Origin of the sequence: Citrobacter sp. UYEF32 (genome assembly GCF_040546205.1) — a bacterium.
Classification (GTDB): domain Bacteria; phylum Pseudomonadota; class Gammaproteobacteria; order Enterobacterales; family Enterobacteriaceae; genus Phytobacter; species Phytobacter diazotrophicus.
Genome location: NZ_JBEPNI010000003.1, coordinates 486695 through 511757, shown reverse-complemented (window position 1 = coordinate 511757; position 25063 = coordinate 486695). Strand labels below are relative to the sequence as shown.

Genomic DNA, 25063 nt, shown 5'->3' with positions numbered 1-25063 from the left:
CGCACTGCGTTCGCCTCCCGCCCCGCTGCCTGCGGTCGGTTTGACTCGAGTTACTCGCTGCACGCTCTGCGCCAGGGGGGCACAAAGATGTCGCTGTGGTTGTCATGCGGGAAGACGAGTCAGCCATGGCTAAAAAGGTTGAAGGCGTTCACAGTATCTACACCCGTACCCCGGTAAGCGACTGCGCCACCGGGGGCATTTTCCCCCTACCCCAACAGCTCCCGCACAACCGGGCCAATTGCTTCAAACGCCTGCGGGGAAATGATATCCACATGGGCGCAATCCTGACGATAAACCTCCAGTTCACTCACCCACGGCGACCAGGCCTTTTGCGGATCCATCCCCGGCGTCAGCGTGCGTTCGGCGACAAAGAGCGTCGCTTTACCGTCAAATTTCGCGCTGTGGGCCGTGGTCAACAGACGTACCGCATCGCCATAGTTACCTTCAATCGCGGCAAACAGTTCCGTCGAGGCCTGTCCTTTTTGCGCCGCCAGAAACGCCTGTCGCTCGCGCTCGATTTCCGCCAGCACGGCAGGATCCAGCCCGTTGGCCTCTTTCTCCGCCCAGTTCTGCGTCTCCGGCGGCCAGGTATCCAGCAGCCCTAAAAATGCGACCGTTTCCCCGCGCGCCCGCAGCCGGGCGGCAATCCCCTGCGCCAGGGTACCGCCCAGCGAATAACCAAACAGGTGATAAGGCCCATGTGGCTGCTGTGCAAGCAGTGTCGCAAGATGGTGTTCGCACACCTCATCCAGTGTGGCGGCCTGCTGCATCGGCCCATCAGGACGCGGAGACTGGATACCCATAATCGCCCAGCGCGGCGAGAGATAGCGCGCCAGCACGCTGAACTGCCAGGCAAAACCAGAAGCCGGATGGAAACAGAACAGCACCGGCCCGTCGCCATCACGCAAGGGCAGAAGGGTTTGCAGACCAAGCTGGCTATCGGCCTGTGTTTGCGTCAGCAAGACCGCCAGTTTCTCGACCGTTGAGGCTACCATAACCTGCCCCGGCGTCACCGGGCGCGCAAACGTCTGGCTCAGTTGTGCAGCCAGGCGCATCGCCAGCAAAGAGTGACCGCCGAGGGCAAAGAAATCGGCCTGCGCGTGCTGAACCTCGCAGCCGAGCAGCGCGGAAAAAGCCTGTGCAATCTGCACTTCCACGCCCGGATTCAGCGCCCGACCGACCTGCTCACGCGCGGGCTCAGGCAGAGGCAGCGCTTTTCTGTCGAGCTTGCCATTGGCGCTCAGCGGAAGCTCGCTGAGTTGCAGCAGCACCACCGGCACCATATGCGGCGGTAGCTGCGTACTCAGTTGCTCGCGCAGCGCGGTGAGATCCAGCGGCAGACCGCTCTCTGAGACCACATAGCCCACCAACTGGCGCGCATCACCATTGCCTGCCGCCGCCTGATTGAGCACGCAGGCATGGGCGACGCCCTGCGCGACATCTGTCAGTGTCTGTAACGCCTTGTCTATTTCACCAGGCTCAATACGCTGGCCGCGAATTTTTAGCTGATCGTCGCTGCGGCCCAGATATTCCACCGCGCCATTCTCCAGCCATTGCGCCACATCACCAGTGCGATACATACGCTCGCCGGGCACAAAGGGGTCAGCGATAAAGCGGCTGGCGGTAAGATCCGGTCGCCCCAGATAGCCTTGCGCCAGTTGAATACCGGTCAGGTACAAATCCCCCGCCACACCCGGCGGTACCGGCTGCATCATGCTATCCAGAATACGCAGACCCGTATTCCACACCGGGTAGCCAATCGGTACGCTGTTGCCCTTCACCGCCGCCAGCGCATCGCCAAACGCCGGATACCAGCTCACATCAACGGCGGCCTCTGTAGGCCCATAAAGATTATGCAAAGGCACGCCGGTCAGTTGTTGCCACTCGCGGCACAGGGCCGCCGGAAGCGCTTCGCCGCTGCAAAAGACCTTGTTCAATGTGCGGCAATTTGCGTGCGCCGTTTCTGGCGTCAGCGATGTAACAAACGCAGCCAGCATGGACGGCACGAAGTGCGTGGTGGTCACGCCAAAACGGGCGAAGAAGCGTTGCAACGCCTGCGGGTCGCGGTGTGCCTCCGGTTCCGCCATCACCAGTTGCGCGCCGGCAATAAACGGCCACCAGAACTCCCACACGGAGACATCAAAGCTGCACGGCGTCTTTTGCGCCACGACGTCCTGCGCGTTCAGCGGATAGTGGTTTTGCATCCACAACAGACGGTTGACGATAGCGGTCTGCCCAACCATCACCCCTTTCGGTCGCCCGGTAGACCCCGAGGTAAAGATGATATAGGCGGTGTGTTCCGGGCGGGACAGCGCCAGGGGTTCGCCGCCCGTCACCGCCAGCGGTGCGCTGTAGCAAAGGTGATTCAGGCCAGGCAGACCACTAAAACGTGAAAGCTGGTCATCAGAGGTGATAAGCAGACGCGGCCTGGCATCTTCCAGCATCATGTGCAGCCGCTCATCCGGGTAACCCGTATCGAGCGGCAGCCAGGCAGCCCCGGCTTCAACAATGCCGTGCAGCGCCAGCGTCAAAAACACAGAGCGCGGTAACGCGACGGCAACGCTGTCGCCAGGTTTAACGCCGCGCTCACGCAGAAGTTGCGCCAGCGCCACCACCTGCTCACGCATCTCCCGGTAGGTTAATTGCCAGCACGCATCGGCCAGCGCCGGAGCATCCGGCGTTCTTGCCGCCTGTTCGGCCACCAGTTGGCTCAGCGTTGTGGCTGGCAACATCATGCCGGTATCGTTAATTTTTTCGATGCTCTGCCACTCATCAATGGAGATCAACTGCGCCTCACCGCAGCGCAGCGTCGGGTCCGCGGCAAACTGGCTCAACAGGCTGTGCAAGCGGGCGACATGGTTATTGAGCACGCGTTCATCGTAGCGGCTGCGGTTAGCCAGCACGTCCAGCGTCAGGCCGCCCTCTTCGTCCGGAAAGAGCGCAATCTCCAGATCGTTGACCGGGCCTGTCGCCAATGTATGGGTTTGCCCGGCAATCCCGTCAATATCCAGCAGGTAATCGAACATTTTGACGTTAAACACCGGGCCAAAGAGCGGCTCATCCCCGGCAGCGCGTCCGGCATCACGCTGGATTTGCTCGGCATCGTAACGTTGATGGCGGCGCATCTTTTTCAGTTGCCCGGCAAGGGCACTGGCCAGTTCCGCCAGGGTTTGCGTCTCGTCTATATGCACACCCAGCGGCAGCACATTGAGCACCGGCCCGGTTGCGGTCAGCGCCGCTGAGCCCATCCGGCGCATAAAAATAAACCCGGCGGCATAATCCAGCCGCCCACAGAGTCGGCCTAACCACAACGCCACCAGCGCTAACGCCAGATCGGCTGACTGGCACTGGTTCGCCGCCTGGGTCAGGCGACGGAATGCGGCGGTATCCAGGCGACATGACAAACGCAGAATATCGGTCGTCGCCGCACGGCCCGGCAGTGGCGCAGGTGACAGGGAAGCCGGTGCGGGTAATATGCGTTTTTGTTCCGCCCAGAAGACTTTGTCACGCTGCCAGGCGTCGCTTTCCCGGTAGCGTTGATATTCGTCCACCACCCCGGCAAAGGGGGTAAAGGGTGTTGGGGGAATGACGTTACCCGCACGCAAGGCACGGTAAATGGCGGCAATCTGGCGGGTAATGGCGGGAAAACTAAAGCCATCTACCAGCAAATGGTGATAACGCTGATACCAGAACCAGCGATGGTTATCGACCTGAATAAGCACATGGCAGAACAGCGGTTTGCCGCTGTCCACGCGAAGCTCCTGCGCGAGATCGGTCTGCATTAATGCCAGCGCGGCCGCATGCGGGTCGGCATGATGGCGAACATCAATAATCTGCGGCAAGGCAAACACGCTATCATCGTCCAGTTGCTGCCAGACCTCGCCATTGTCTTCTGTAAAGCGCATACGCAAAGTATCAGCCTGGGCCAGGCCTTCTTTGATGGCCTTCGCCAGTAGCGGTGCGTCCAGTTCGCCGTCCAGCTCGACATAGTGGGCCACGCTCCAGGCATTGGGCTGCGTGGAGAGTTTTTCTGCCATCCAGATCCCAGGCTGCGCGGCCACGAGGGGTAAACGTGTGGTCATTCGCGTCTCCTTAGCAGGCGTGATGCGCCGGGGTTAAACTCTGCCAGTTGGCGTGGAGCCAGGCGTTACACACCTCCTGCGAGGCGGGCTGACATACCACGCGCCATCCTTGCGGAAGCGCGCACTGCTGTGGCCACAGGCTAAACTGCTGCTGCGCGTTTTGCAGAATAAAAAATTGCCCCTGTTGATTATCGAAGGGGTTGCTGCATTCCATACCAGGCTCCTGTCGTAATTGCGCTTATTGCGTCGCGCGTGTCAAAGGTTGCCAGAGGGTCATCAGCCCTGCGGTCAGCCCGCCGCGCCAGCAAAGCGCATCATGTCCGCCGTCAACCTGACGCCAGAAAACCGTCTGCTGTGTGTGTTGTAATTGGGCATAAAGGGCCTGATTGGCCCGGAAAATAATCGGCTCGCGCACCCCGGCTTCCAGCACAATACGCAGCCCCTGCGCGGATACCTCGCCGCGTTTGAGTTGTTCGATAAGCAGGCCATCCTGCTGGCCGTCGCGCGTTGGCCACCAACAGGAACCCGACTGACTCAGCACGCAGCCAAAACGCTGCGGCCAGTGCAAGGCGGCATAGAGCGCTGACAAACCGCCAAAACTCTGCCCGGCCACCACCGTGCGGCCAGCATCATCGCTAAAGGGAGTTACCGCCTGCACTTGCGGTAATAATTCCTGCTGAATCGCCAGCCAGAAATCGGGATTACAGGGCAATTCCTGACTGCGGTGGGTGGTATCAATTACATCGATGAGCAGATAGACGGCAGGCGGCAATAAACCCTGTTCGGTAAGGGCTGCCAGCGCGGGCCAGACAGGCATGCTTTCGGCCCAGAACTGACCGTCGAGCAGTATCGCCAGCGGGCGCTCAGCGCTCGGGTCATCGCCGGTGGCGTAGACCCACACGCGTCGATGGTTATTCAGGCGTTGGCTATGCCAGCTCATCACCGTCGCCGGGGTGTATACGGCATCGGGCCGATCCCAGCCTGGCTGATGCGGGGCACCGGGCATCGCCAACGGCGATACGGGATGGCCTCGCCCGCCACGCCAGCTATGCGGGTTAAGCGGATCGGCAATCGCGCGTGGCAGCAGTTTGCGCCAGCCTTCGCGCAGTGCCATACGATCCGGCGGCAATTGGGCAAACACCTGCGGCGAGAAGTCGTCAGCGCCATCGGAGGGGATCAGGCAATAGCTTCCACGCCACCCTGCTTCCAGTTGCGTTTGCCAGCACCAGACATCCGTTCCGGGAATGCGCGCCAGCGACTGCGGCGTCGCCTGCTGATGGTGGTCAGTGACGCCAGTGATATAGATCCAGACATGGGTAGTGCTGGAGGTGTTTTCGGTACCCGCCGGGTCACGCCACCAGAAGGTAACCTGATAATTTCCATCACTTTCCAGACACCATTCTGGCCCCGTTTTTGCCTTCCACCAGGCCTCGCTTCCCGCTATCAATGCCAACGCCATAACCTCACATTCACTGTGGAAATTTTTGCTTGCAGATTAACAATTATTGATAATATTATTGATAACTATTTTCATTTGCAATAGCGTATTGTCGCGCTTTGGCGAGCGCGTCTTTCATAATCACAATGCCGTCTTTTGCGGATTTTCTCAGGATGAGCCCCCTTCGCATTTGAATGGCAATGGCGTGCCGTGTTTCTTACCCGTCTGGGGATGGATCGCGCGGGAATACGGCAAGAAAAGCAGGAAAAACAATGAAAAACAAAATGCGTTCCCTGACCTTGTTGGTCAATCTGGGAATTTACGGCGTGGCTTTACCCGCATTCGCGGCAGAGACGACGACCAGCGAGACAGCCAGTAATGATGACACCATTGTGGTTACCGCCGCGCAGCAAAATCTGCAGGCGCCAGGGGTATCAACCATCACCGCTGATGAGATCCGCAAAAACCCACCCGCACGTGACGTTTCCGAAATCATCCGCACCATGCCCGGCGTTAACCTGACGGGCAACTCTACCAGCGGTCAACGTGGTAACAACCGCCAGATTGATATCCGTGGGATGGGGCCGGAAAACACCCTTATCCTGGTCGACGGAAAACCGGTCACCAGCCGTAACTCTGTTCGTCAGGGTTGGCGCGGTGAGCGCGATACCCGTGGCGATACCAGTTGGGTACCGGCCGACATGATTGAACGTATTGAGGTTATTCGTGGCCCGGCCGCGGCGCGTTATGGTAACGGTGCTGCGGGAGGGGTGGTGAATATCATCACCAAAAAATCGACCGATCAGGCATGGCACGGTTCGTGGAACAGTTATTTCAATGCGCCTGAGCACAAAGATGAAGGCGCGACTAAACGTACCGACTTTAGCCTGAGCGGCCCGCTGGGCGGCGATTTCAGCTTCCGTCTGTACGGTAACCTGAATAAAACGCAGGCCGATGCCTGGGACATTAACCAGGATCACCAGTCTGAACGTACCGGTATCTACTCCAACACTATGGCCGCAGGGCGTGAAGGGGTGGAGAACAAAGATATTAACGGCGTCGTGCGTTGGGATTTCGCGCCGCGACAAGCGCTGGAGTTCCAGGCCGGTTACAGCCGCCAGGGGAACCTCTACGCGGGCGACACCCAGAACACCAACAACGACAGCAGCACCAACAACTACGTGAAGGAAAACTACGGCAAGGAGACCAACCGCCTCTATCGCCAGAACTATTCCATCAACTGGACGGGCGGCTGGGATAACGGTGTGACCACCAATAACTGGGCACAGTATGAGCACACCCGCAACTCACGTCTCGGCGAAGGGTTGGCGGGCGGGCTGGAAGGCCTGTTCAACAGCAACCATTTCTCAGATATCGATCTGGCAGACGTGATGCTGCACAGCGAAGTGAGCGTGCCGTTTGACCTGCTGATCAACCAGAACCTGACCGTCGGTACCGAATGGAACCAGCAGCGGATGAAGGATATGGCGTCCAACACCCAGGCGCTGCAGGGCGGCCCGATTTCCGGTTTCGCCAGCACGGGCCGCAGCCCTTACTCCAGCGCGGAAATCTTCTCTGTCTTCGCCGAAGATAATATGGAAGTGACCGACACCACCATGCTGACGCCAGGCCTGCGTTTCGATCACCATACAGTGGTCGGCAACAACTGGAGCCCGTCGCTGAACCTGTCTCAAGGTCTGGGTGATGACTTTACCCTGAAAATGGGGATCGCCCGCGCGTATAAAGCGCCGAGCCTGTACCAGACCAACCCGAACTACATTCTATACAGTAAGGGTCAGGGCTGTTACGCCAGCGGCACCGGCGTGGGCTGCTACATGATGGGTAACGACGACCTGAAAGCGGAAACCAGTATCAACAAAGAGATTGGTCTGGAGTTCAAACATGAAGGCTGGCTGGCGGGCGTGACCTGGTTCCGCAACGACTACCGCAACAAGATTGAAGCGGGCTATTCACCGTTAAGCCAGACCAAAGTCGGCAGCACCAAAACCGATATCTATCAGTGGGAAAACGTACCTAAGGCGGTCGTTGAAGGCCTGGAAGGGACGCTGAACATTCCGGTCACCGACGCGGTAACCCTGAGCAACAACGTCACTTACATGCTGCAAAGTAAGAACAAAACCACCGGTGAACGTCTGTCGATCATCCCTGAATATACCCTCAACTCAACGCTGAGCTGGCAGGTTGTGCAGGATGTTTCCGTGCAGTCCACCTTCACCTGGTACGGCAAACAACAGCCGAAGAAATATGACTACCAGGGTAACCCGGTGACCGGTTCTGCTAAGGACGAAGTCAGCCCGTACAGCATCGTTGGTCTGAGCGGTACCTGGGATGTGAACAAATACGTGAGCCTGACCGCTGGTGTCGACAACGTCTTTGATAAACGTCACTGGCGTATGGGTAACGCGCAGAGCACCGGCGGCACTACCGGCTGGATGTACGGCGCAGGTGCCAATACCTACAACGAGTCCGGTCGTACCTGGTACATGGGTATCAATACCCACTTTTAAGCACTAACCTTCCCTCTCCCTGCGGGGAGAGGGCGGGCGTAAGGCGAAATATGGATATCCTTCACTCCACGCTTACCCTTCATTCTCACCCGGTCCATTTCATCACCTTCGACCCCGCAACCTTTGCAGAGCGCGATCTTTTGTGGCTGCCCCACTATGACCGCCTGGCAAACGCCGGACGCAAGCGTAAAAGCGAACATCTGGCCGGGCGGATTGCCGCCGTGCATGCCCTGCGAAATTATGGTCATCAGGCCGTGCCGGGTATCGGTGCTGACGGCGAACCGCTCTGGCCCGCCGGACTTTACGGTAGCATCAGCCATGCCGGGCAGACCGCTGTCGCCGTTGTCTCATCTGCCTGTGTCGGCGTGGATATTGAGAGCGTACTCTCTCCTCAACTGAGTAATGAGATCGCCGAAAGCATCGTGAATGCCGAAGAAAACGCGTTATTACAGCGTGCCTCGCTTCCCTTTGAACAGGGGTTATCGCTTGCTTTTTCCGCAAAAGAGAGTCTTTTCAAAGCCTTTTCCACCCTTGCCTTTCCCTTTCCCGGCTTCCATAGCGCGCAGCTCATTGCACTGAATGACGGGTCACTCACCCTGCGCACCAATGCGCAATTCAGCCGCCATCACGCAGGGATGTGCGTCGATATTGCATGGATTTCTCATGCAGAACAGATCCTGACTCTGGTGAGCGGTATTCCTACAGGATCGTGATCGTTTTCTCCTTTTAAGAAATTTGCTGCACAAACCATAGACAGTTCAGCATTGCCGTTTTATCGTTAATTTGAATAATAAATCATTATTGAATAAATATTCAATGTGGAGAAAAAGATGAAAACGACCCTACTGAAATCTGCTGTACTGGCTTCCCTGATCGCCGCTTCCGGCTCGCTGTTTGCCGCGGATAACGGACTGATCGCCATTATCACCCCCTCACACGACAACCCATTCTTTAAAGCGGAAGCAGACGGCGCGGCGGCAAAAGCCAAAGAACTGGGCTACACCACCCTCGTGGCTTCCCATGATGATGACGTGAACAAACAAAACCAACTGATCGAAACGGCGATTGCCCGTAAAGCGAAAGCGATCATCCTTGATAACGCCGGCGCAGACGCCACCGTCGGCCCGCTGGAAAAAGCCAAAGCTGCTGGCGTACCGGCCTTCCTGATTGACCGTGAAATCAACAAAACCGGCGTTGCTGTCGCGCAAATCGTCTCTAACAACTATCAGGGCGCACAGTTGGGCGCACAAAAATTCGCCAAATTGCTGGACGGTAAAGGCAAATATGTCGAACTGTTAGGGCGTCAGTCTGATACCAACGCCAGCGTCCGTTCGCAGGGCTACCACGATGTGCTGGATGATTTTCCGGATATGAAAATGGTGGCGCAACAGACCGCGAACTGGAGCCAGACCGAAGCCTTCACCCGTATGGAAGCTATCTTGCAAACCAACCCGGACATCGTGGGTGTTATCTCCGGTAACGACACCATGGCGCTCGGCGCAGAAGCCGCGCTGAAAGCCGCCGGGAAAACCAACGTCATTGTGGTTGGCTTTGACGGCAGCGATTACGTGCGTGACTCCATCATCAACAAAGGCAACATCAAAGCCACCGTTCTGCAACCAGGCTGGCAACAGGCGCAAATGGCAGTCGAACAGGCCGATCACTTCCTGAAAAACGGCAAAGCCCAGAAAGAAGAGAAACAGCTTATGGACTGCATGCTGATCGACGAAAGCAACGCCAGCAAACTGAAAATGTTCAACCTGAGCAAGTAAGAGCGGAGATGTTATGTCGTTAAAACAATGGGGTGCTGCATTCGTAGGGTGCACCACCCTGTTGCTGACGGCCTGCACAGTGGTGGATCTGGATGCAAACGGCAAGCCGATAATGCCTGCCGATCCGAATGCGAAAGCCAGCTTCGATAACATGACCCCACAGCAGATCGCGCAACAAACATGGCAAGAACGCGTCATCGACGCCGCCCACAAGCATGCGTTGGACGCCACCGCACTCACCACACAACTGAAGGCGACAAGCGACAAACCACAAAGCGTGTTTGTTCACCTGACAAGCAAGGTCGAACGCGTCGATGTCAGTAATGAACGTGAACAAAAGCTGATCATTACGTTCAATGGCCAGCCGCTGGAAGTGCAGACCGGGCCGGTTATCCAGGGCAATGCCATTCGCGATGCCACAGGCTTTAAATTTGAAGACTTTACCAACCAGGTTCAATTTGCGCAGTTATCACGGGCTTACAACCGCGAAACCATCAAGCACTTACCCAAAGTGGATGAGAGTTGGGTGGGTAAACAGGCGACTGTGCTGATGGCCATCACGATTAAGAGCGGTAAGGCAACAGATGCCGCGGCACTGGAGTTGAAACAGGAGACACAGTAATGAGCGATGTACCTGTGGATGACATTATTCTGCGCACGCGCGGCATCTCGATGCTCTTTCCAGGCACCATCGCGCTGGACAACGTGGACTACAACGTCTGGCGCGGCAAGGTGAATGTGATCATCGGCGAGAATGGCGCAGGGAAATCCACCCTGATGAAAATCCTCGCGGGTGTACAGCAACCGAGCCTGGGTGAAATCGAACTCAACGGCAAACCGGTGCAGATTTCCAGTACCCGTGCCGCTGCCGCACTGGGTATCGGCATGGTGCACCAAGAGCTGAACCTGTTTGAAAACCTCAACGTCGCCGAGAACATTTTCCTGGGACGCGAGTTGCAAAAAGGGATTGCGCCTATCAACGAAGCGGAACAGGAAAAACGGACCGCCGAGCTGTTAAAACGTCTCGACCAGCCTATTTCACCGAAAGAGCTGGTGGGCAACCTGAAAGTAGGCCAGCAGCAGTTAGTGGAAATCGCCAAGGCGCTGGCGGAAGACGCGGACATCCTGATCCTCGACGAACCCACGTCGGCGCTGAGTAAAACGGAAGTGGAGATCCTCTTTCGCGTGATCCGTGAGCTGACCCGCCAGGGGGTGTCGATTATCTATATTTCGCACCGTCTGGAAGAGTTAATGGCCATTGGCGATGTCATCACCATTCTGCGCGACGGCAAGTTTCAGGCCGAAGCGAAAGTGTGCGACATCGACGTCCCGTGGATCGTTCGCGAAATGCTGGGCAGCGATCCGGTGAGCAACTTCCTGGCACCGGGGCGTACCTTTGGCGCGCCGGTGCTGGAAGCGGAGCACATCACCTGCGTTAACAGCGCGGGCAATGCGGTGGTGGACGATGTGACCTTTAAGGTTCACAGCGGGGAAATTGTCGGTATTTACGGCCTGATGGGCGCGGGGCGCACAGAGCTGTTTGAATGCATGCTCGGTACCGAACGCAACTACCTGGGCAAACTGTGGCTCGACAGCAAACCTGTGCCGCAGCGGCTGGCAACGGCGGATCGTATCCGCATGGGGATGAGCCTGGTACCGGAAGACCGCAAACGTACCGGTATCTTCCCGATATCGTCGGTGGCAACCAATTTGACCATCGCCAGCCTGTGGCGGCGGTTGCAGCGCGGGATCACCATTTCGCAAAAAGATGAGCAGGCGGTGGTGGCCAGCACGATTGGCAATCTGTCGATTAAGGTCTCAACGCCGGATGTGGAAATCCAGGCGCTGAGCGGCGGTAATCAGCAAAAAGTGGTCATTGGTCGCTCGCTGTTAACCAACCCGAAAGTCCTGTTTCTGGATGAACCGACACGCGGGATTGACGTGGGAGCGAAAGCCGACGTCTTCCGCATGATGGTGCAGCTCTCCGAACAGGGGATCGCAGTGGTCTTTTCCACCTCCGATCTGAAAGAAATCATGGCGGTATCTGACCGCATTCTGGTGATGTCCGGCGGCAAACTTACTGCCGATATCGTGCGCGATCGGGCCGAAGAATCGGCGCTGGTAACGGCAAGTGCTCAGGGGTTCTGATATGAAAACAACACAATCTGTGGCGGTGGCCCCGCGCGCAAGCGCATCGCTGTCACGCGAAAGCATTCTGCTTCTACTGTTAAAGCTGCGAACCTTTATCGCACTGTTCCTGATTGTTGGCTTCTTTACCGCCACGGTACCCGGCTTCCTCTCGACGGGCAGCCTGGTGATCATGATTAAACATATCGCCATCAACGCCTTCCTGGCGCTGGGCATTACGTTTGTCATCATCACGGCCGGGATCGATTTGTCCATCGGCGCAACGCTGGGCCTGTGCGGGATGATAGCCGGCTGGATGATCACCAAAGGGATTGTGCTGCCGATGTTTGGTATCGCCATTTTCCCCAGCGTCTGGGTGATTGTGCCGCTGGTGTTGCTGATCGGCGGCTTAATTGGCGCGGTGAATGGCTGGATAATTACCCGCTATAACGTCGCGCCGTTTATCTGTACGCTCGGTACGATGTATGTCCTGCGTGGCGCCGCGATGCTCACCTCAGATGGGCAAACCTTTCCGGGGCTTTCCGGCAATCCGTTGCTGGGCAATACCGGCTTTGATGAGATTGGCGCCGGTACGCTGTTTGGCATCCCGTGGGCTATCTGGCTGATGATCGTGCTGGCGGTGGTGATTGCCTATGTCGCGCGTCGCCTGCCCTTTGGCCGCCACGTTTATGCCATCGGCGATAACGAGCGTGCGGCAGAGCTTTCCGGCGTGAAGGTCAGGCAGGTCAAAATCTGGGTCTACACCATTTCCGGGTTCTGTGCGGCGCTGGCTGGGATCGTGGTGTCGGCACAGTTGCTGGCAAGCCACCCGGCGAACGGTACAGCCTTTGAAATGAACGCCATCGCTGCGGTGGTGCTTGGCGGAACCTCGCTGGCAGGCGGGCGCGGCACCGTGCTCGGGACACTGATCGGCGCCTTCGTTATCGGCTTCCTCGCCGACGGGCTGGTGATGATGGGCGTGAGTGAATTCTGGCAGATGGTGATTAAAGGTATCGTGATTATCGTTGCGGTCATCATCGATCAGATGCAGAACCGTATGCAGCAAAAAGCGGCGGTGGTTGCGCAAAAAGCAGTGATAGAAAGTAAGTAGTTTTTTATCGGCTTGGCCTGGGTTTCTCAGGCCTCAGATATCGACAAAAGGTCGCCAGGGTGGTGGCGGTGAGCCACCCTGGCACGTTCACGGGTTCTGTCGCGACAGAAAAACAAGGAACATAAGGTGAACGCAATGACCATCAGAGCCGCATTTCCCCCTCACCCTAACCCTCTCCCCAAAGAGGAGAGGGGACCGTTCGTACTCGCATTTTTGTGGGGATTCCTCCGCCCCGGGGGAGAGGAAGAAAACCGGTCGTAGCCCGGGTAAGCGCAGCGCACCCGGGACTCCCGGAGGCGGCGTAACCCAGGTCAGCCGTGGCTTACCAGACTACGCGCGGTGGCGTAATCCGTGATCAGGACATCAATATAATTCCCCTGCAACGCGCCGCGAATGGCATTGTGCTTTTCCGGCCCGCCCGCAAGCGCGATAACCTGCTGGCAGGCGCGAATTTGCTCCAGCTCCATGCCAATGACCGGATCCTCCTCCTGGGTAAGAACGGGTTTCCCCGACGCATCGTAGTAATGCAGGCAGATATCCCCTACCGCGCCACGTTCGGAGAGCAAATGCAGCATATCTTCGTTGTAGTAGTTGCCGGAATTTTTCAACAATTGTGACGGCTCCAGCTCGCCAATCCCGACAATCGCCACATCGACCTCGGCAAATTTCGCCACCACCGCCGCCACATCCGGGCTATTTACCAGCCGTGCGCGCTCTTCAACCGAGTGCTCAATACTTTGCGAAGGCAGCAGCCAGGCCGGGCAGCCTAAATGTTCCGCCAGTTGTTGAGTCAGAATGGTCGCCTGCACGTTGCCGTTCGGCCCCACCCCGCCAAGAAGCTGAATAACACCCTGGGCGCGGATATTTTGCGGGTGCATTTCATCGACCATGCAGCGAATGGTACTACTCCAGGCAGAGATCCCCACCAGGTCTTCCGGGCGGACGCGGGTTTCCACATAGTGCGCCGCCGCACTGCCAATGGCATGTTTTATCTGCGCATTGCTGGCGTTTTCCCCCACATCCACCACAATTGCCTGACGGATGCCATACTGTTGCTCAATGGCCTTTTCCAGCGACACAAAAATATTGGTGGGCTGAACCACGGTAATTTTCACCAGCCCTTCTTTTTGACAGCGCGTCAGTGCGCGTGAGACAAATGACTGCGACAAGTTCAACAGCGAGGCAATCTCTGACTGCTTTTTGTTCTCGTTGTAATAAAGCGTGGCGATCTTCACCAGCAAACGCTGCTCATCCTGCTTTGACATTGGTTTCCCCTTCAATTCTCTCCTGTCATTTTTATTCATACCCGAATAGATAACAAGCTGCGCAATACCGGGCGGGAGGATCCAAATGTGATCCTATTCTCCTTTCTTCCAAATTTGCTTTCACAAGGCGTAGACAAACCTCCGGACAAGGCATATCTTTACTCATGAATAATAAATCAGTAGTGAATATATATTCAAAGCAATTACAACCTGACGTTTAACCTTGTGGGATCGACCGCAAAAGGGCGCGCAGGTGTGCTTTTTCACCCTGATTGAATATTTATTCAAGTTAGATTATAAATTCAAGAGGTGGACTATGAATCCGTTTTCGCTCTCTGTTGAGGAGCTTGAAAAAAAAGCACGCGCCGTACGCCGTCGCATCATCGTGCTGAATGCCGAAAGCCCGGCAGGTGGGCATACGGGCGCAGACCTATCCCAGGTTGAGCTGCTGACTGCGCTCTACTTCCGCATTCTGAACTGTTCGCCAGAACTGAAAGAGAGCGATGAACGCGACATTTACATCCAGTCAAAAGGCCACGCGGTGGGGGGATATTACTGCATTCTGGCGGAAGCCGGATTTATCCCTGTCGACTGGCTGGCAACCTATCAGCATCCCGATTCGCATCTGCCGGGCCATCCGGTAAAACATAAAACTCCGGGTATCGAACTCAATACCGGCGCACTGGGCCATGGCCTGCCCGTTGCGGTCGGTATCGCGCTGGCGGCCAAACGCAGCAACAGCAAACGCCGGGTGTTTGTCGTCACCGGTGATGGTGAACTGGCGGAGGGCAGTAACTGGGAAGCCGCGCTGGTCGCCGCCCATTACCAGCTCGATAACCTGATCATTATTAACGATAAAAACAGCCTTCAACTGGCCGGCCCAACCAAAGAGATCATGAACACCGATCCGCTGGATGAAAAATGGCGCGCCTTTGGCATGCAGGTTACCGAGTGTAAAGGTAACGATATGGCCGACGTGGTGGCGACGCTGGAAGGATTGCAGCCTGCGGGGAAACCGCACGTCGTGATTGCTTACACCACCAAAGGCGCTGGCATCTCCTTTATTCAGGGACGCCCGGAATGGCACCACCGGGTGCCGAAAGGTGAAGAAGTTGAACTGGCGCTGGAGGAACTGAAAGATGAGTAATAGCGAACATCTCGCAACGGTGATGGTGAATGCGTTTATCGACGCGGTTGACCGCGGGATAGACCTGGTGCCGGTGGTGGCAGACTCCACCTCCACGGCCAAGATCTCACCATTTATGAAGAAATTCCCAGGCCGCCTGGTGAATGTCGGTATCGCCGAGCAAACACTGGTGGGAGCCGCCGCAGGGCTTGCCATTGGCGGCAAAGTTGCGGTGACCTGTAATGCCGCGCCATTTTTGATCTCGCGTGCTAACGAACAGATCAAAGTAGATATTTGCTACAACAACACCAACGTGAAGCTGTTCGGCCTGAATGCCGGTGCCAGCTATGGCCCGCTGGCCAGTACGCACCATAGCATCGACGATATTTCCGTGTTGCGTGGTTTTGGCAACATCGAAATTTACGCCCCTTCCTGCCCTGTTGAATGCCGTCAAATAATTGACTATGCGCTGGACCACGTCGGCCCGGTCTATATCCGCCTCGACGGTAAAGCGTTGCCGGAACTGCACGATGAAGGTTATCAGTTCAAACCGGGTGACATTGATGTGCTGCGCAAAGGGAAAGACATTGCGCTGGTGGCGATGGGATCGACAGTCCATGAAATTGTCGCCGCCGCCACACAACTGGCAGAAGCCGGTATTGAGGCCTGTGTTATCAGTGTACCGTCTATTCGTCCGTGTAATACCTCGCAATTACTGGCCGCCCTGAACACCTGTAAAGCGGTCGTCAGCGTTGAAGAGCACAACGTCAACGGCGGCGTGGGCAGCCTGGTCGCCGAAGTACTGGCAGAAGCCGGACACGGCATCCCGCTGCGCCGCCTCGGTATCCCTGATGGTCAATATGCGATCGCCGCCGATCGGGCCTCCACCCGCGCGCGCCATGAGATTGATGCCGCAGGTGTGGTGAAAAACGCCCGTGAACTGCTGACACGGCAATAAGAATAATAAAGAACAACTTACTGGAGAGAGCAATGTCCCGAATTCCTCAACAACTGACCATGGCGGTGATTATCGGTAACCGCGGATTTTTCCCAAGCTACCTGGTGGCAGAAGCCCGTGAACAGGCGGTCGCCCTGTTTGGCCGTCTTGGCATTAAAACCATTATGCTTGATGAGACCCAGACCGAGCTCGGCGGTGTTGAAACCCGCCAGGATGCCAAAATCTGTGCCGAACTGTTCCGCGCCCACCGTGATGAAATTCACGGCGTGGTTGTGCTGCTGCCAAACTTCGGCGATGAAAAAGCGGTGGCGGAAACCCTGCGCCTGTCGGGCTTGAACGTCCCGGTGCTGGTCCAGGCGGAAGAGGACAACCTGGATAAGATGGGGCTGGCGACGCGCCGCGATAGCTTCTGCGGCAAGATCTCCCTGTGCAACAACCTGCGCCAGTACGGCATCCCGTTCACCCTGACAACACAACACGTTTGCGCCCTGAGCGGCGAGGTTTTCGAGCAGGATCTGAAACGTTTTGAACAAATTTGCCGCGTGGTGAGCAGTATGCGTGGCGTTCGCGTGGGGGCCATCGGCGCACGCCCGGCCGGTTTCAACACCGTACGTTACAGCGAAAAACTGCTCGAACGCCTGGGCATTGCAGTGGAAACTCTGGATCTGTCCGAAGTCTTCACCCGTATCAAATTGTTGCGTGACGATGATATCCGCGTAGATGAGAAGCGCCGTCTGCTGATGGATAACGCCGATGCCAGCGGTATCGCCGCCGACAAACTGGTCACCATGGCGAAGCTGTTTGTGGTCATCAGCGAATGGGTTATCGCCAACGATATCGACACCACGGCCATTCAGTGCTGGACCTCGTTGCAGGAAAACCTGGGCATTAACGTCTGCTCCATCATGAGCGTGATGTCCGGTCAACTGATGCCGTCAGCCTGTGAAGTCGACGTGATGGGCGCGCTTTCTATGTACGCACTGGCAAGCGCCAATATGAGCCCGGCCTCGATTGCCGACTGGAACAACAACTTTGGCGACGATCGCGACAAATGCGTGCTGTTTCACTGCGGTAACTTCGCTGCCGCCAGCCTGGAAACCCCGCATATGGGCACCGCGGACATCATCGGTACTACCGTGGGTAAAGAGAACACCTGTGGCGCGGTGCATGGCCGCCTGAAATCCGGCCCCCTCACCTATTTCCGTCTGAGTACTGACGATTTAACCGGTGAAATCAAAGCCTACGTGGGCGAAGGCAAATCCGTCGACGATCCGCTGGATACTGTCGGTTGTCGCGCAGTCATTCAGGTTCCGCATCTGGAAGCGTTGCTCACCTATATTTGCCGTAACGGTTTTGAGCACCACGTGGCGATGAACCGCGCGGCCAGTGGCGCTATCCTGCATGAAGCCTTCACGCGCTATCTCGGCGTTGATACTTACCTGCACCAGTAATGCAGTGCGCATGGGCCTGATGGAGAAATACCATGTCGAAAGATATTGTCATCGCGCTTGATGAAGGGACAACGAACGCCAAAGCCGTCGCGCTGGATGCTCAGGGCAATGTGGTGGCGAAAAGCGCGCGCCCGTTGACCATCCAGACACCCCGCGAGGGCTGGGTAGAGCAGTCTGGCGAAGCGCTATTGCAGGCGTCACTGGCGGTAATAAGCGAGGTGATTGCGCAGGTTGGCCCCGAGCGAGTAGCGGCGCTGGCGATCAGCAATCAGCGGGAAACGGCCATTGGCTGGTATCGCGCAAGCGGGTTGCCGTTAGGTCCGGCCATAACCTGGCAATGTTCACGTACGGCAGATTTTTGCCATGCTCTGCGCGAGCAAGGTCAGGACGCTAAAATTAAAGCGGTGACGGGGCTGCCCGTTGCCCCACTGTTTTCCGCATCCAAAATGCGCTGGCTATTAAATTCGCTGCCCAATGGTCGGGGGCTGGCGGAACAAGGTGAAATTTGTCTTGGCACAATAGATAGCTGGCTGCTCTGGCACCTGACGGCGGGCGAGTCATTTTGCTGCGACTACTCGAATGCCTCGCGCACACAGTTACTGAATCTTAATACCGCCGACTGGGACGCGGAGATGCTCACACTCTTCCAGATCCCCCGTCAGGCGCTACCGGAAATTCGCCCCTCCAGTGGATTGTTTGGCTACACCAAAGGGTTGGACGCCATCCCGGAGGGTATCCCGGTGCTGGCGATGATCGGAGATTCGCACGCCGCGTTGTTCGCCCACGGCCTTGGCGCCGCCGGGTGTGTGAAAGCGACCTACGGCACGGGGTCATCGGTAATGGCTCCGGTGGTCTCCGCTCAGTGTGACGTGAAATCACTGGCGACCACCGTAGCGTGGCATGATGGTGAACGGCTGGTGTACGGGCTGGAAGGCAACATTCCTCATACCGGCGATGCAGTGGCATGGATGGCGGAAAGTACAGGCTTAAGCGAGCTGCCGGAAGCGGAACTGGCGCAAGCGCTGAATACGCTACCGGCCTCAGTAGAATCAACACTCGGCGTCTATTTTGTTCCGGCATTGACGGGCCTCGGCGCCCCCTGGTGGGACGAAGATGCGCGTGGTCTGATTCATGGCCTGAGCCGTGGCGTCAAGCGCGCGCATCTGGTTCGCGCAGCGCTGGAGTCGATCACCTACCAGATTGCCGACGTGGTGGTTGCCATGCGCCAGCACGGCGATTTCGCCTTAAAAGCGCTGATGGTCGATGGTGGCCCTACCAGGAACGACTGGCTGATGCAATATCAGGCCGACCTGCTGGGTTGCCCGGTGATGCGCAGCGACGTCCCGGAGCTATCAGCTATGGGAGCGGCACTGCTGGCACGAAAGGCACTGTTGCAGATCGATACAGAACAGCTTCGCCAGTATCTTCCCGAACATGCAACGTTCACACCGGATGAACAGCGTCACGACAGATTGCAAAAACGCTGGCATGACTGGCAAAGCGCAGTACAGCTTGCCCGCACACAAAAAACGCAGGCAGGCTAAAGAGTTTGGGTGCGTGAGGTTCAAACCTGACAAGATGATTTGCGGGGATTGCTCCCCGCAATTCAGGTTAGCTACTTCTTCTTCGATTCGTAAGCGAGAACAGCTTTAAACTCCGTATCCCGTTGTTTGAACGTCATCTCGCAAAGCGAGTCGCGTACTAACAGCGTGAAACCCAGTGCAGTCATACACAGCACCATGATCGCCACCAGGGCGTACTTCGTTAGCATGTCGTTGCCTCCGTGCAAAAAAGAGACTAACATCCAACTTGTCGAGGGTTGGATGATAAGCCTCAGGTTGATAACATTATCTCCTGGGGCTTTCACCTTTCTGAACCCTGCAAATGCCTGACTCAGAAAGCCTCAGGCACCCGCGAGAATGCTACCCGCTTACTTCCCTCTGTACGAATAAAACTGTATTTATATCCAGTTAAAATCAATTTTTCAGAAAACATAAAAACGCTAAAAATCCCTCCGCTTTTTCATCTTTGTTTGGCTCCATTTTCATAGCCAAATAATCTGGCTTATGCCTTAAGCGCATAAATAAAGACGAATTTAAACTTTAAGAAAAATCGGAAGCAGCCTACTTTAGCGATACAAAATAATGACACTAAATTAACTTTACAGGGATCTCATATGACCAAAAAACTGCTGCCTCTCGTCATCATGACGCTGCTCTCTGCCACCAGCTATGCGGCAACGCCGCCAGATACCCTGGTTGTTGCACAAGGTCTGGACGATATTGTCAGCCTGGATCCGGCAGAAGCCAATGAGCTTTCCAGTATCCAGACCGTTCCAAGCCTGTACGAGCGCCTGGTCCAGCCGGATCGTGAGAACCCTGAAAAGATTAACCCGGTGTTGGCAGAAAGCTGGCAGCCCGATGCGGCCGCTAAAACCCTGACCATCAAACTGAAAAGTGACGCGAAGTTTGCTTCCGGTAACCCGCTGCGCCCTGAGGATGTGATTTTCTCCTATACCCGCGCGGTCACCATGAACAAATCCCCGGCCTTTATTCTTAACGTCCTGGGCTGGGAACCGGACAATATCGCCAGCCAGTTAAAGAAAATCGACGATCATACGATCCAGTTGCACTGGACGGCGGATGTAAGCCCGGCAGTGGCACTGAATATTCTCTCCACGCCTATCGCCTCAATCGTAGATGAGAAACTGGTCAGCGCGAACGTCAAAGACAATGATTTTGGTAACGCCTGGCTAAAACTGCACTCTGCGGGCAGCGGCGCGTACAAAATGCGCGTCTATCAACCGCATCAGGCTATCGTACTGGACGCCAATCCCACTTCACCTGGCGGCGCGCCCAAACTGAAAAATATCATTATTAAAAACGTACCGGATCCGGCTTCCCGTCGTCTGTTAATTCAACAGGGCGATGCCGATGTGGCGCGCGATCTCGGTGCCGATCAGATTAGCGCGCTGACAGATAAGAAAGGCATTAAGGTGCTGAGTATTCCGTCTGCTGAGCAGAACTATCTGGTCTTTAACGCCGGTAACAGCGCGAACCCGTTGCTGAACAATCCCGCATTCTGGGAGGCGGCACGCTGGCTGGTCGATTACGACGGCATCACCAAAGATCTGCTGAAAGGGCAATATTTTGTCCACCAGAGTTTCCTGCCAGTCGGCCTGCCAGGCGCGCTGGAAGATAACCCGTTTAAATTCGACCCGGCAAAAGCAAAAGAGATCCTCGCCAAAGCGGGCATTAAGGATGCGCACTTCACCCTGGACGTCGAAAACAAACCGCCGTTCATTACCATCGCCCAGTCTATGCAAGCCAGTTTTGCTCAGGGCGGCGTGAAGGTAGATCTGTTACCCGCTGCGGGTAGCCAGGTCTATGCCCGCGTGCGTGCCAAACAGCATCAGGCGGCGATTCGTCTGTGGATCCCCGATTATTTTGACGCCCACTCCAACGCCAGCGCCTTCGCCTATAATGACGGGAAATCCAGTACGGTTGCCGGATTGAATGGCTGGCAGATCCCTGAATTAAGCAAAGCCACGCTCGCGGCCGTTGCCGAGCCGGATGTCGCCAAACGTCTGGAGCTCTACAAAAAAATGCAGCAAGAATTGCAGCATAAATCCCCTTATATCTTTGTTGATCAAGGGAAAACGCAAATCGTGGTACGTGATAATGTGAAAGGCTACCAGCAAGGGTTAAATGCCGATATGGTGTGGTATGACCGCGTAACCAAGTAAGTTAGCGATTGCGCCGTTGACCCTTTCTCATTACGAGAGAGGGTCATCATTAAAGAACGATGCCATTAAGAGTTAGTCATGTCCCACATCTCACCCAGGCTGTTACGGGTTATCCAGACCCTGATAACCCTCGCCCTGACGTTATTTGGTCTGTTACTGGTTACCTTTTCACTCTCGGCACTCTCGCCCGTTGACCGTGTGCTGCAAATCGTCGGTGACCATGCCAGCCAGTCGACCTATGACCAGGTCCGCCACCAACTCGGGCTGGATCAACCGCTGCCCGTGCAGTTCTGGCACTATTTACTCGACCTGTCTCACGGTGATTTAGGCACCGCCAGCGCCACCGGACAGCCCGTCTTGCAGGATCTGCTCTCCGCCTTTCCTGCCACGCTGGAACTGGCTACCCTGGCATTGGTTATCGGTACCGCGTTGGGTATTCTCGCGGGCGTATTATGTGCCCGTTTTGCCGGTTCCCCGCTGGATCTGGCCGTGCGCACTTTTACCCTGCTCGGTAACTCTGTCCCTATCTTCTGGCTCGGTCTGTTAATGCTGGCGCTGTTCTACGCGAACCTGCAATGGAGCGCAGGCCCCGGCAGGCTGGATGATATTTATCAGTACACTGTCACCCCGCAGACCGGCTTTGTGCTTATCGATACCTGGCTTTCCGGTGACAGTCAGGCATTCAGAAATGCCCTTAGCCATATGGTACTTCCGGTCACCCTGCTTGCTTACTATTCTCTGGCCAGCATTACGCGACTAACCCGCTCGGCCTGCCTTGGCGAAATGAATAAAGAGTATATCTTGCTGGCACGCGCAAAGGGGGCTGGCGAGATGACAATCATGCTGCGCCATGTCCTGCCAAATATTCGCGGCACGCTCCTGACCGTGGTTGCGCTGTCCTATACCAGCATGCTGGAAGGCGCGGTGCTGACAGAGACCGTCTTTTCCTGGCCGGGTATTGGCCGCTATCTCACGACCGCGCTGTTTGCCGGTGACACCACGGCGATTATGGGCGGCACACTGGTTATCGGTGTCTGCTTTGTCCTGATAAATAACCTCGCCGATATGCTGGTACGGCTCACTGACCCGAGGATTCGCTAATGCCGACGACTCTCTTTTTACGCCGTCTGCGCCATTCGCCTGCGGGTTTTAGCGGATTGATTATTGTGGTGTTACTCCTGCTGGTTGCCATTCTGGCGCCGTGGCTGGCACCGCAAGACCCCAACTGGCAGGATGCCGCATCGCGCTTACAGCCGCCCTCGGCTGCACACTGGCTGGGAACCGACAGCTATGGCCGTGATTTGCTGTCACGGCTCATTTATGGCACGCGTCCGGCGCTGGGGCTGGTGGCCCTGGTCACCCTCATTACGCTGCCTGCCGGTCTGCTGGTCGGTATTTTGTCTGGCTATTACGGTGGCTGGCTGGAACGCGTTCTGATGCGTTTTACCGATGTGGTCATGTCCATGCCACGTCTCATCCTCGCGTTCGCGTTTGTCGCCATGCTTGGCCCGGGCCTCGTCAATGGCGCACTCGCCCTCGCGCTGACCACCTGGCCTGCCTATGCGCGTCAGGCACGTAGCGAGATCCAGCGACTTCGTCACAGCGATTACCTGGCAGCGGCTGAGATGATGGGAATTCGCGGCTGGCGGCTGTTACTGGGGCATATTCTGCCACTCTGCCTGCCATCCGCGATTGTGCGTCTGGCTCTGGACCTGGCGGGCATTATCCTTGCCGCCGCCGGGCTGGGTTTTCTGGGTCTCGGGGCTCGCCCACCGATGGCGGAATGGGGCGCCATGATCGCCGATGGTATGCAAGTTATCTTCGATCAATGGTGGATTGCCGCAGCCCCTGGCGCGGTCATTTTACTGGCGAGTCTTGCGTTTAACCTGCTGGGCGATGGCCTGCGCGATGTACTGGAGCCACAACATGACTGAAAAACGAATTATCGTATCGGGTCTTAATGTTGATTATCCCGGCGCCCGCGTGGTCAATAACCTGAGTTTCACGTTGGGCAATGAACGCCTCGCGCTGGTGGGCGAATCTGGCTCCGGTAAATCAATGACCGCCCGTGCCCTGATGGGGCTGGTACGTAAACCCGGCAAGGTTAGCGCCAGTGAGCTGAGCGTATCCGGGCATGATTTACTGACCATGGAGAATAAAGCGTGGCGCGCCCTGCGTGGCAATGGCATTGCGATGGTACTACAAGACCCGCGCTATGCGCTTAATCCAGTCCAAACTGTGCAGGCACAACTGGACGAAGCCCTGACGCTTCATCAGCGCCTGAACCGCAAACAGCGGCTGGAAAAAATAAACGAGGCATTGCGCGCCGTGGAGCTGGAACCGGCGGTGTTGCAACGCTACCCTGGAGAGCTTTCCGGTGGTATGGGCCAGCGTGTGATGATCGCCATCGCGCTGGTTAACGACCCACAGGTGCTGATAGCGGATGAACCGACCTCAGCGCTCGACGCGCGCCTGCGCAATCAAATCCTTGAACTGCTGGTGGCGCAGTGTGAGCAGCGGCAAATGGCCATGCTGCTTATCAGTCACGATTTACCGCTGGTCGCGCAGCACTGTCATCGCGTGCTGGTGATGTACCAGGGGCAAAAGGTGGATGAAATGACCGCCAGCGAACTTCCCAATGCCACGCATCCTTACACGCGCACGCTGTGGACCTGTCGACCACAGGCGCAGACCTATGGACAAATGCTCCCGACACTTGATCGCAGCCAAATCTTTACGGAGTCAGACCATGGTCATCGCTGAAATTCGCCATCTGGAAGTAAGCTTCGGGGAAAAAACCGTCGTCCGTGATGCCAGTTTTAGCCTCGAACAGGGCGAGACGTTTAGTCTGATTGGCGCATCAGGCTGCGGTAAATCCACCCTGATGCGCGTACTGGCAGGGCTGCAGCGTGACTGGCGTGGTGAAATGTCACTCTTCGGTTCAGAGATAAAAGCGGGCACGCGTTACCAGGGGGCATTGCGACGCAACGTACAAATGGTTTTTCAGGATCCGTACGCTTCACTGCATCCCAACCATACGCTGTATCGTACTCTCGCAGAACCGCTACAGATTCACCGTGAGAAAGCGGTAGACCAGCGCGTCAGCACGGCACTGGAAGAGGTGGGGCTGCCTGCTGATGCTGCCAGACGCTACCCACATCAACTCTCAGGTGGTCAGCGTCAGCGTGTGGCGATCGCCCGGGCATTGCTGTTGCGACCACAGATTCTTCTGCTTGATGAGCCAACCTCAGCGCTGGATATGTCGATCCAGGCAGAAATCCTCAACTTACTGAACCGTCTGAAAGACCAGCACAATATGAGTTATCTGTTGGTTAGTCACGATGCCGATGTCATTGCGCATATGTCAGACCGGGCCGCCTTTATGGCGAACGGTAAAATCGAGCGCTTTTTTGACCGGGATGCGCTGGCACGTGGCGAACACCGTATGGGGTAAGTGAAA

19 protein-coding genes and 1 pseudogene are annotated in these 25063 nt (G+C 56.5%); 15 read left to right on the top strand and 5 right to left on the bottom strand.

All coding sequences use genetic code 11. From position 1 onward, the window contains the following. Positions 1-206: 206 nt before the first annotated feature. The 3 genes and pseudogenes from entF to fes form a co-directional block, all read right to left on the bottom strand. Positions 207-4082 (bottom strand): enterobactin non-ribosomal peptide synthetase EntF, encoded by a 3876-nt coding sequence (gene entF, locus ABIB59_RS10675; protein WP_354035365.1) that lies wholly within the window; start codon positions 4080-4082, stop codon positions 207-209. Between the two features lie 10 nt (positions 4083-4092). Next, positions 4093-4296: an MbtH family protein gene (locus tag ABIB59_RS10670; RefSeq protein WP_107222501.1), complete on the bottom strand. Its 204-nt coding sequence runs from the start codon at positions 4294-4296 to the stop codon at positions 4093-4095. A gap of 24 nt (positions 4297-4320) precedes the next feature. After that, a pseudogene (gene fes / locus ABIB59_RS10665) lies at positions 4321-5547 on the bottom strand (enterochelin esterase); the annotation flags it as partial. Positions 5548-5792: 245 nt separating this feature from the next. Here fes and ABIB59_RS10660 point away from each other — a divergent pair. The 6 genes from ABIB59_RS10660 to ABIB59_RS10635 all read left to right on the top strand — a co-directional run bounded on the left by ABIB59_RS10660 (position 5793) and on the right by ABIB59_RS10635 (position 13058). Continuing rightward, the gene (locus tag ABIB59_RS10660) at positions 5793-8048 is read left to right on the top strand and encodes a TonB-dependent siderophore receptor (RefSeq protein ID WP_354035363.1); all 2256 of its coding nucleotides are present in this window, start codon (positions 5793-5795) and stop codon (positions 8046-8048) included. Between the two features lie 50 nt (positions 8049-8098). Beyond that, the gene (entD, locus tag ABIB59_RS10655; RefSeq protein WP_354035361.1) at positions 8099-8761 is read left to right on the top strand and encodes an enterobactin synthase subunit EntD; all 663 of its coding nucleotides are present in this window, start codon (positions 8099-8101) and stop codon (positions 8759-8761) included. Positions 8762-8878: 117 nt separating this feature from the next. Continuing rightward, the gene (locus tag ABIB59_RS10650; protein WP_041852198.1) at positions 8879-9820 is read left to right on the top strand and encodes a D-ribose ABC transporter substrate-binding protein; all 942 of its coding nucleotides are present in this window, start codon (positions 8879-8881) and stop codon (positions 9818-9820) included. A gap of 13 nt (positions 9821-9833) precedes the next feature. After that, a complete protein-coding gene (locus ABIB59_RS10645; RefSeq protein WP_079497978.1) occupies positions 9834-10442 on the top strand; it encodes a DUF2291 family protein in 609 nt (202 codons plus the stop codon). Further along, the gene (locus ABIB59_RS10640) at positions 10442-11968 is read left to right on the top strand and encodes a sugar ABC transporter ATP-binding protein (protein ID WP_172600676.1); all 1527 of its coding nucleotides are present in this window, start codon (positions 10442-10444) and stop codon (positions 11966-11968) included. Before ABIB59_RS10645 ends, ABIB59_RS10640 begins: the two co-directional genes overlap by 1 nt. A 1-nt stretch (position 11969) precedes the next feature. Further along, positions 11970-13058 carry an ABC transporter permease gene (locus ABIB59_RS10635; protein WP_041852200.1) on the top strand — a complete coding sequence of 363 codons (1089 nt, stop codon included), beginning with the start codon at positions 11970-11972 and terminating at the stop codon, positions 13056-13058. Between the two features lie 311 nt (positions 13059-13369). Here ABIB59_RS10635 and ABIB59_RS10630 read toward each other — a convergent pair whose 3' ends face one another. Continuing rightward, on the bottom strand, positions 13370-14323 hold the full coding sequence (locus ABIB59_RS10630) for a sugar-binding transcriptional regulator (RefSeq protein WP_041852201.1): 954 nt from the start codon (positions 14321-14323) through the stop codon (positions 13370-13372). A 316-nt stretch (positions 14324-14639) separates the two neighbouring features. On the opposite strand from ABIB59_RS10630, the gene ABIB59_RS10625 reads away from it, so the two are divergent. Genes ABIB59_RS10625 through ABIB59_RS10610 form a run of 4 tightly spaced genes read left to right on the top strand, consistent with a single transcriptional unit; the run spans position 14640 to position 19402 of the window. Beyond that, the gene (locus ABIB59_RS10625) at positions 14640-15470 is read left to right on the top strand and encodes a transketolase (protein WP_041852202.1); all 831 of its coding nucleotides are present in this window, start codon (positions 14640-14642) and stop codon (positions 15468-15470) included. Further along, positions 15463-16407: a transketolase family protein gene (locus ABIB59_RS10620; protein ID WP_110295784.1), complete on the top strand. Its 945-nt coding sequence runs from the start codon at positions 15463-15465 to the stop codon at positions 16405-16407. Before ABIB59_RS10625 ends, ABIB59_RS10620 begins: the two co-directional genes overlap by 8 nt. 32 nt (positions 16408-16439) lie before the next feature. Continuing rightward, positions 16440-17858, top strand: a complete 1419-nt coding sequence (locus ABIB59_RS10615) for an L-fucose/L-arabinose isomerase family protein (RefSeq protein WP_354035357.1) — start codon at positions 16440-16442, stop codon at positions 17856-17858. A 32-nt stretch (positions 17859-17890) separates the two neighbouring features. Then, the gene (locus ABIB59_RS10610) at positions 17891-19402 is read left to right on the top strand and encodes an FGGY family carbohydrate kinase (protein WP_354035355.1); all 1512 of its coding nucleotides are present in this window, start codon (positions 17891-17893) and stop codon (positions 19400-19402) included. A gap of 71 nt (positions 19403-19473) precedes the next feature. Here the strand turns inward: ABIB59_RS10610 and ABIB59_RS10605 are convergent, their stop codons facing one another. Beyond that, positions 19474-19629: a Hok/Gef family protein gene (locus tag ABIB59_RS10605; protein WP_041852206.1), complete on the bottom strand. Its 156-nt coding sequence runs from the start codon at positions 19627-19629 to the stop codon at positions 19474-19476. A gap of 405 nt (positions 19630-20034) precedes the next feature. Between ABIB59_RS10605 and ABIB59_RS10600 the strand changes: the two genes are divergently transcribed. From ABIB59_RS10600 to ABIB59_RS10580, 5 genes are all read left to right on the top strand, one after another. Then, positions 20035-21603: an ABC transporter substrate-binding protein gene (locus ABIB59_RS10600; protein ID WP_354035353.1), complete on the top strand. Its 1569-nt coding sequence runs from the start codon at positions 20035-20037 to the stop codon at positions 21601-21603. Positions 21604-21681: 78 nt separating this feature from the next. Then, complete coding sequence (locus ABIB59_RS10595) at positions 21682-22704, top strand: ABC transporter permease (protein WP_041852208.1); 1023 nt, start codon at positions 21682-21684, stop codon at positions 22702-22704. Continuing rightward, the gene (locus tag ABIB59_RS10590; protein ID WP_071193913.1) at positions 22704-23537 is read left to right on the top strand and encodes an ABC transporter permease; all 834 of its coding nucleotides are present in this window, start codon (positions 22704-22706) and stop codon (positions 23535-23537) included. The genes ABIB59_RS10595 and ABIB59_RS10590 overlap by 1 nt, the downstream gene beginning before the upstream one ends. Continuing rightward, a complete protein-coding gene (locus ABIB59_RS10585) occupies positions 23530-24366 on the top strand; it encodes an ABC transporter ATP-binding protein (RefSeq protein ID WP_079497970.1) in 837 nt (278 codons plus the stop codon). Before ABIB59_RS10590 ends, ABIB59_RS10585 begins: the two co-directional genes overlap by 8 nt. After that, positions 24353-25057: an ABC transporter ATP-binding protein gene (locus tag ABIB59_RS10580; protein WP_041852211.1), complete on the top strand. Its 705-nt coding sequence runs from the start codon at positions 24353-24355 to the stop codon at positions 25055-25057. The genes ABIB59_RS10585 and ABIB59_RS10580 overlap by 14 nt, the downstream gene beginning before the upstream one ends. The last annotated feature ends 6 nt before the right edge of the window (positions 25058-25063 follow it).

Bases quoted from the DNA above. Each gene is read 5' to 3' on its own strand.
- ABIB59_RS10580 (WP_041852211.1), top strand. From the start codon at position 24,353: ATGGTCATCGCTGAAATTCGCCATCTGGAAGTAAGCTTCGGGGAAAAA.
- ABIB59_RS10610 (WP_354035355.1), top strand. From the start codon at position 17,891: ATGTCGAAAGATATTGTCATCGCGCTTGATGAAGGGACAACGAACGCC.
- ABIB59_RS10605 (WP_041852206.1), bottom strand. From the start codon at position 19,629: ATGCTAACGAAGTACGCCCTGGTGGCGATCATGGTGCTGTGTATGACT.
- ABIB59_RS10625 (WP_041852202.1), top strand. From the start codon at position 14,640: ATGAATCCGTTTTCGCTCTCTGTTGAGGAGCTTGAAAAAAAAGCACGC.
- ABIB59_RS10615 (WP_354035357.1), top strand. From the start codon at position 16,440: ATGTCCCGAATTCCTCAACAACTGACCATGGCGGTGATTATCGGTAAC.
- ABIB59_RS10590 (WP_071193913.1), top strand. From the start codon at position 22,704: ATGCCGACGACTCTCTTTTTACGCCGTCTGCGCCATTCGCCTGCGGGT.
- ABIB59_RS10650 (WP_041852198.1), top strand. From the start codon at position 8,879: ATGAAAACGACCCTACTGAAATCTGCTGTACTGGCTTCCCTGATCGCC.
- ABIB59_RS10620 (WP_110295784.1), top strand. From the start codon at position 15,463: ATGAGTAATAGCGAACATCTCGCAACGGTGATGGTGAATGCGTTTATC.
- ABIB59_RS10600 (WP_354035353.1), top strand. From the start codon at position 20,035: ATGACCAAAAAACTGCTGCCTCTCGTCATCATGACGCTGCTCTCTGCC.
- ABIB59_RS10630 (WP_041852201.1), bottom strand. From the start codon at position 14,323: ATGTCAAAGCAGGATGAGCAGCGTTTGCTGGTGAAGATCGCCACGCTT.
- ABIB59_RS10640 (WP_172600676.1), top strand. From the start codon at position 10,442: ATGAGCGATGTACCTGTGGATGACATTATTCTGCGCACGCGCGGCATC.
- ABIB59_RS10660 (WP_354035363.1), top strand. From the start codon at position 5,793: ATGAAAAACAAAATGCGTTCCCTGACCTTGTTGGTCAATCTGGGAATT.
- ABIB59_RS10670 (WP_107222501.1), bottom strand. From the start codon at position 4,296: ATGGAATGCAGCAACCCCTTCGATAATCAACAGGGGCAATTTTTTATT.
- entF (WP_354035365.1), bottom strand. From the start codon at position 4,082: ATGACCACACGTTTACCCCTCGTGGCCGCGCAGCCTGGGATCTGGATG.
- ABIB59_RS10595 (WP_041852208.1), top strand. From the start codon at position 21,682: ATGTCCCACATCTCACCCAGGCTGTTACGGGTTATCCAGACCCTGATA.
- entD (WP_354035361.1), top strand. From the start codon at position 8,099: ATGGATATCCTTCACTCCACGCTTACCCTTCATTCTCACCCGGTCCAT.
- ABIB59_RS10635 (WP_041852200.1), top strand. From the start codon at position 11,970: ATGAAAACAACACAATCTGTGGCGGTGGCCCCGCGCGCAAGCGCATCG.
- ABIB59_RS10585 (WP_079497970.1), top strand. From the start codon at position 23,530: ATGACTGAAAAACGAATTATCGTATCGGGTCTTAATGTTGATTATCCC.
- ABIB59_RS10645 (WP_079497978.1), top strand. From the start codon at position 9,834: ATGTCGTTAAAACAATGGGGTGCTGCATTCGTAGGGTGCACCACCCTG.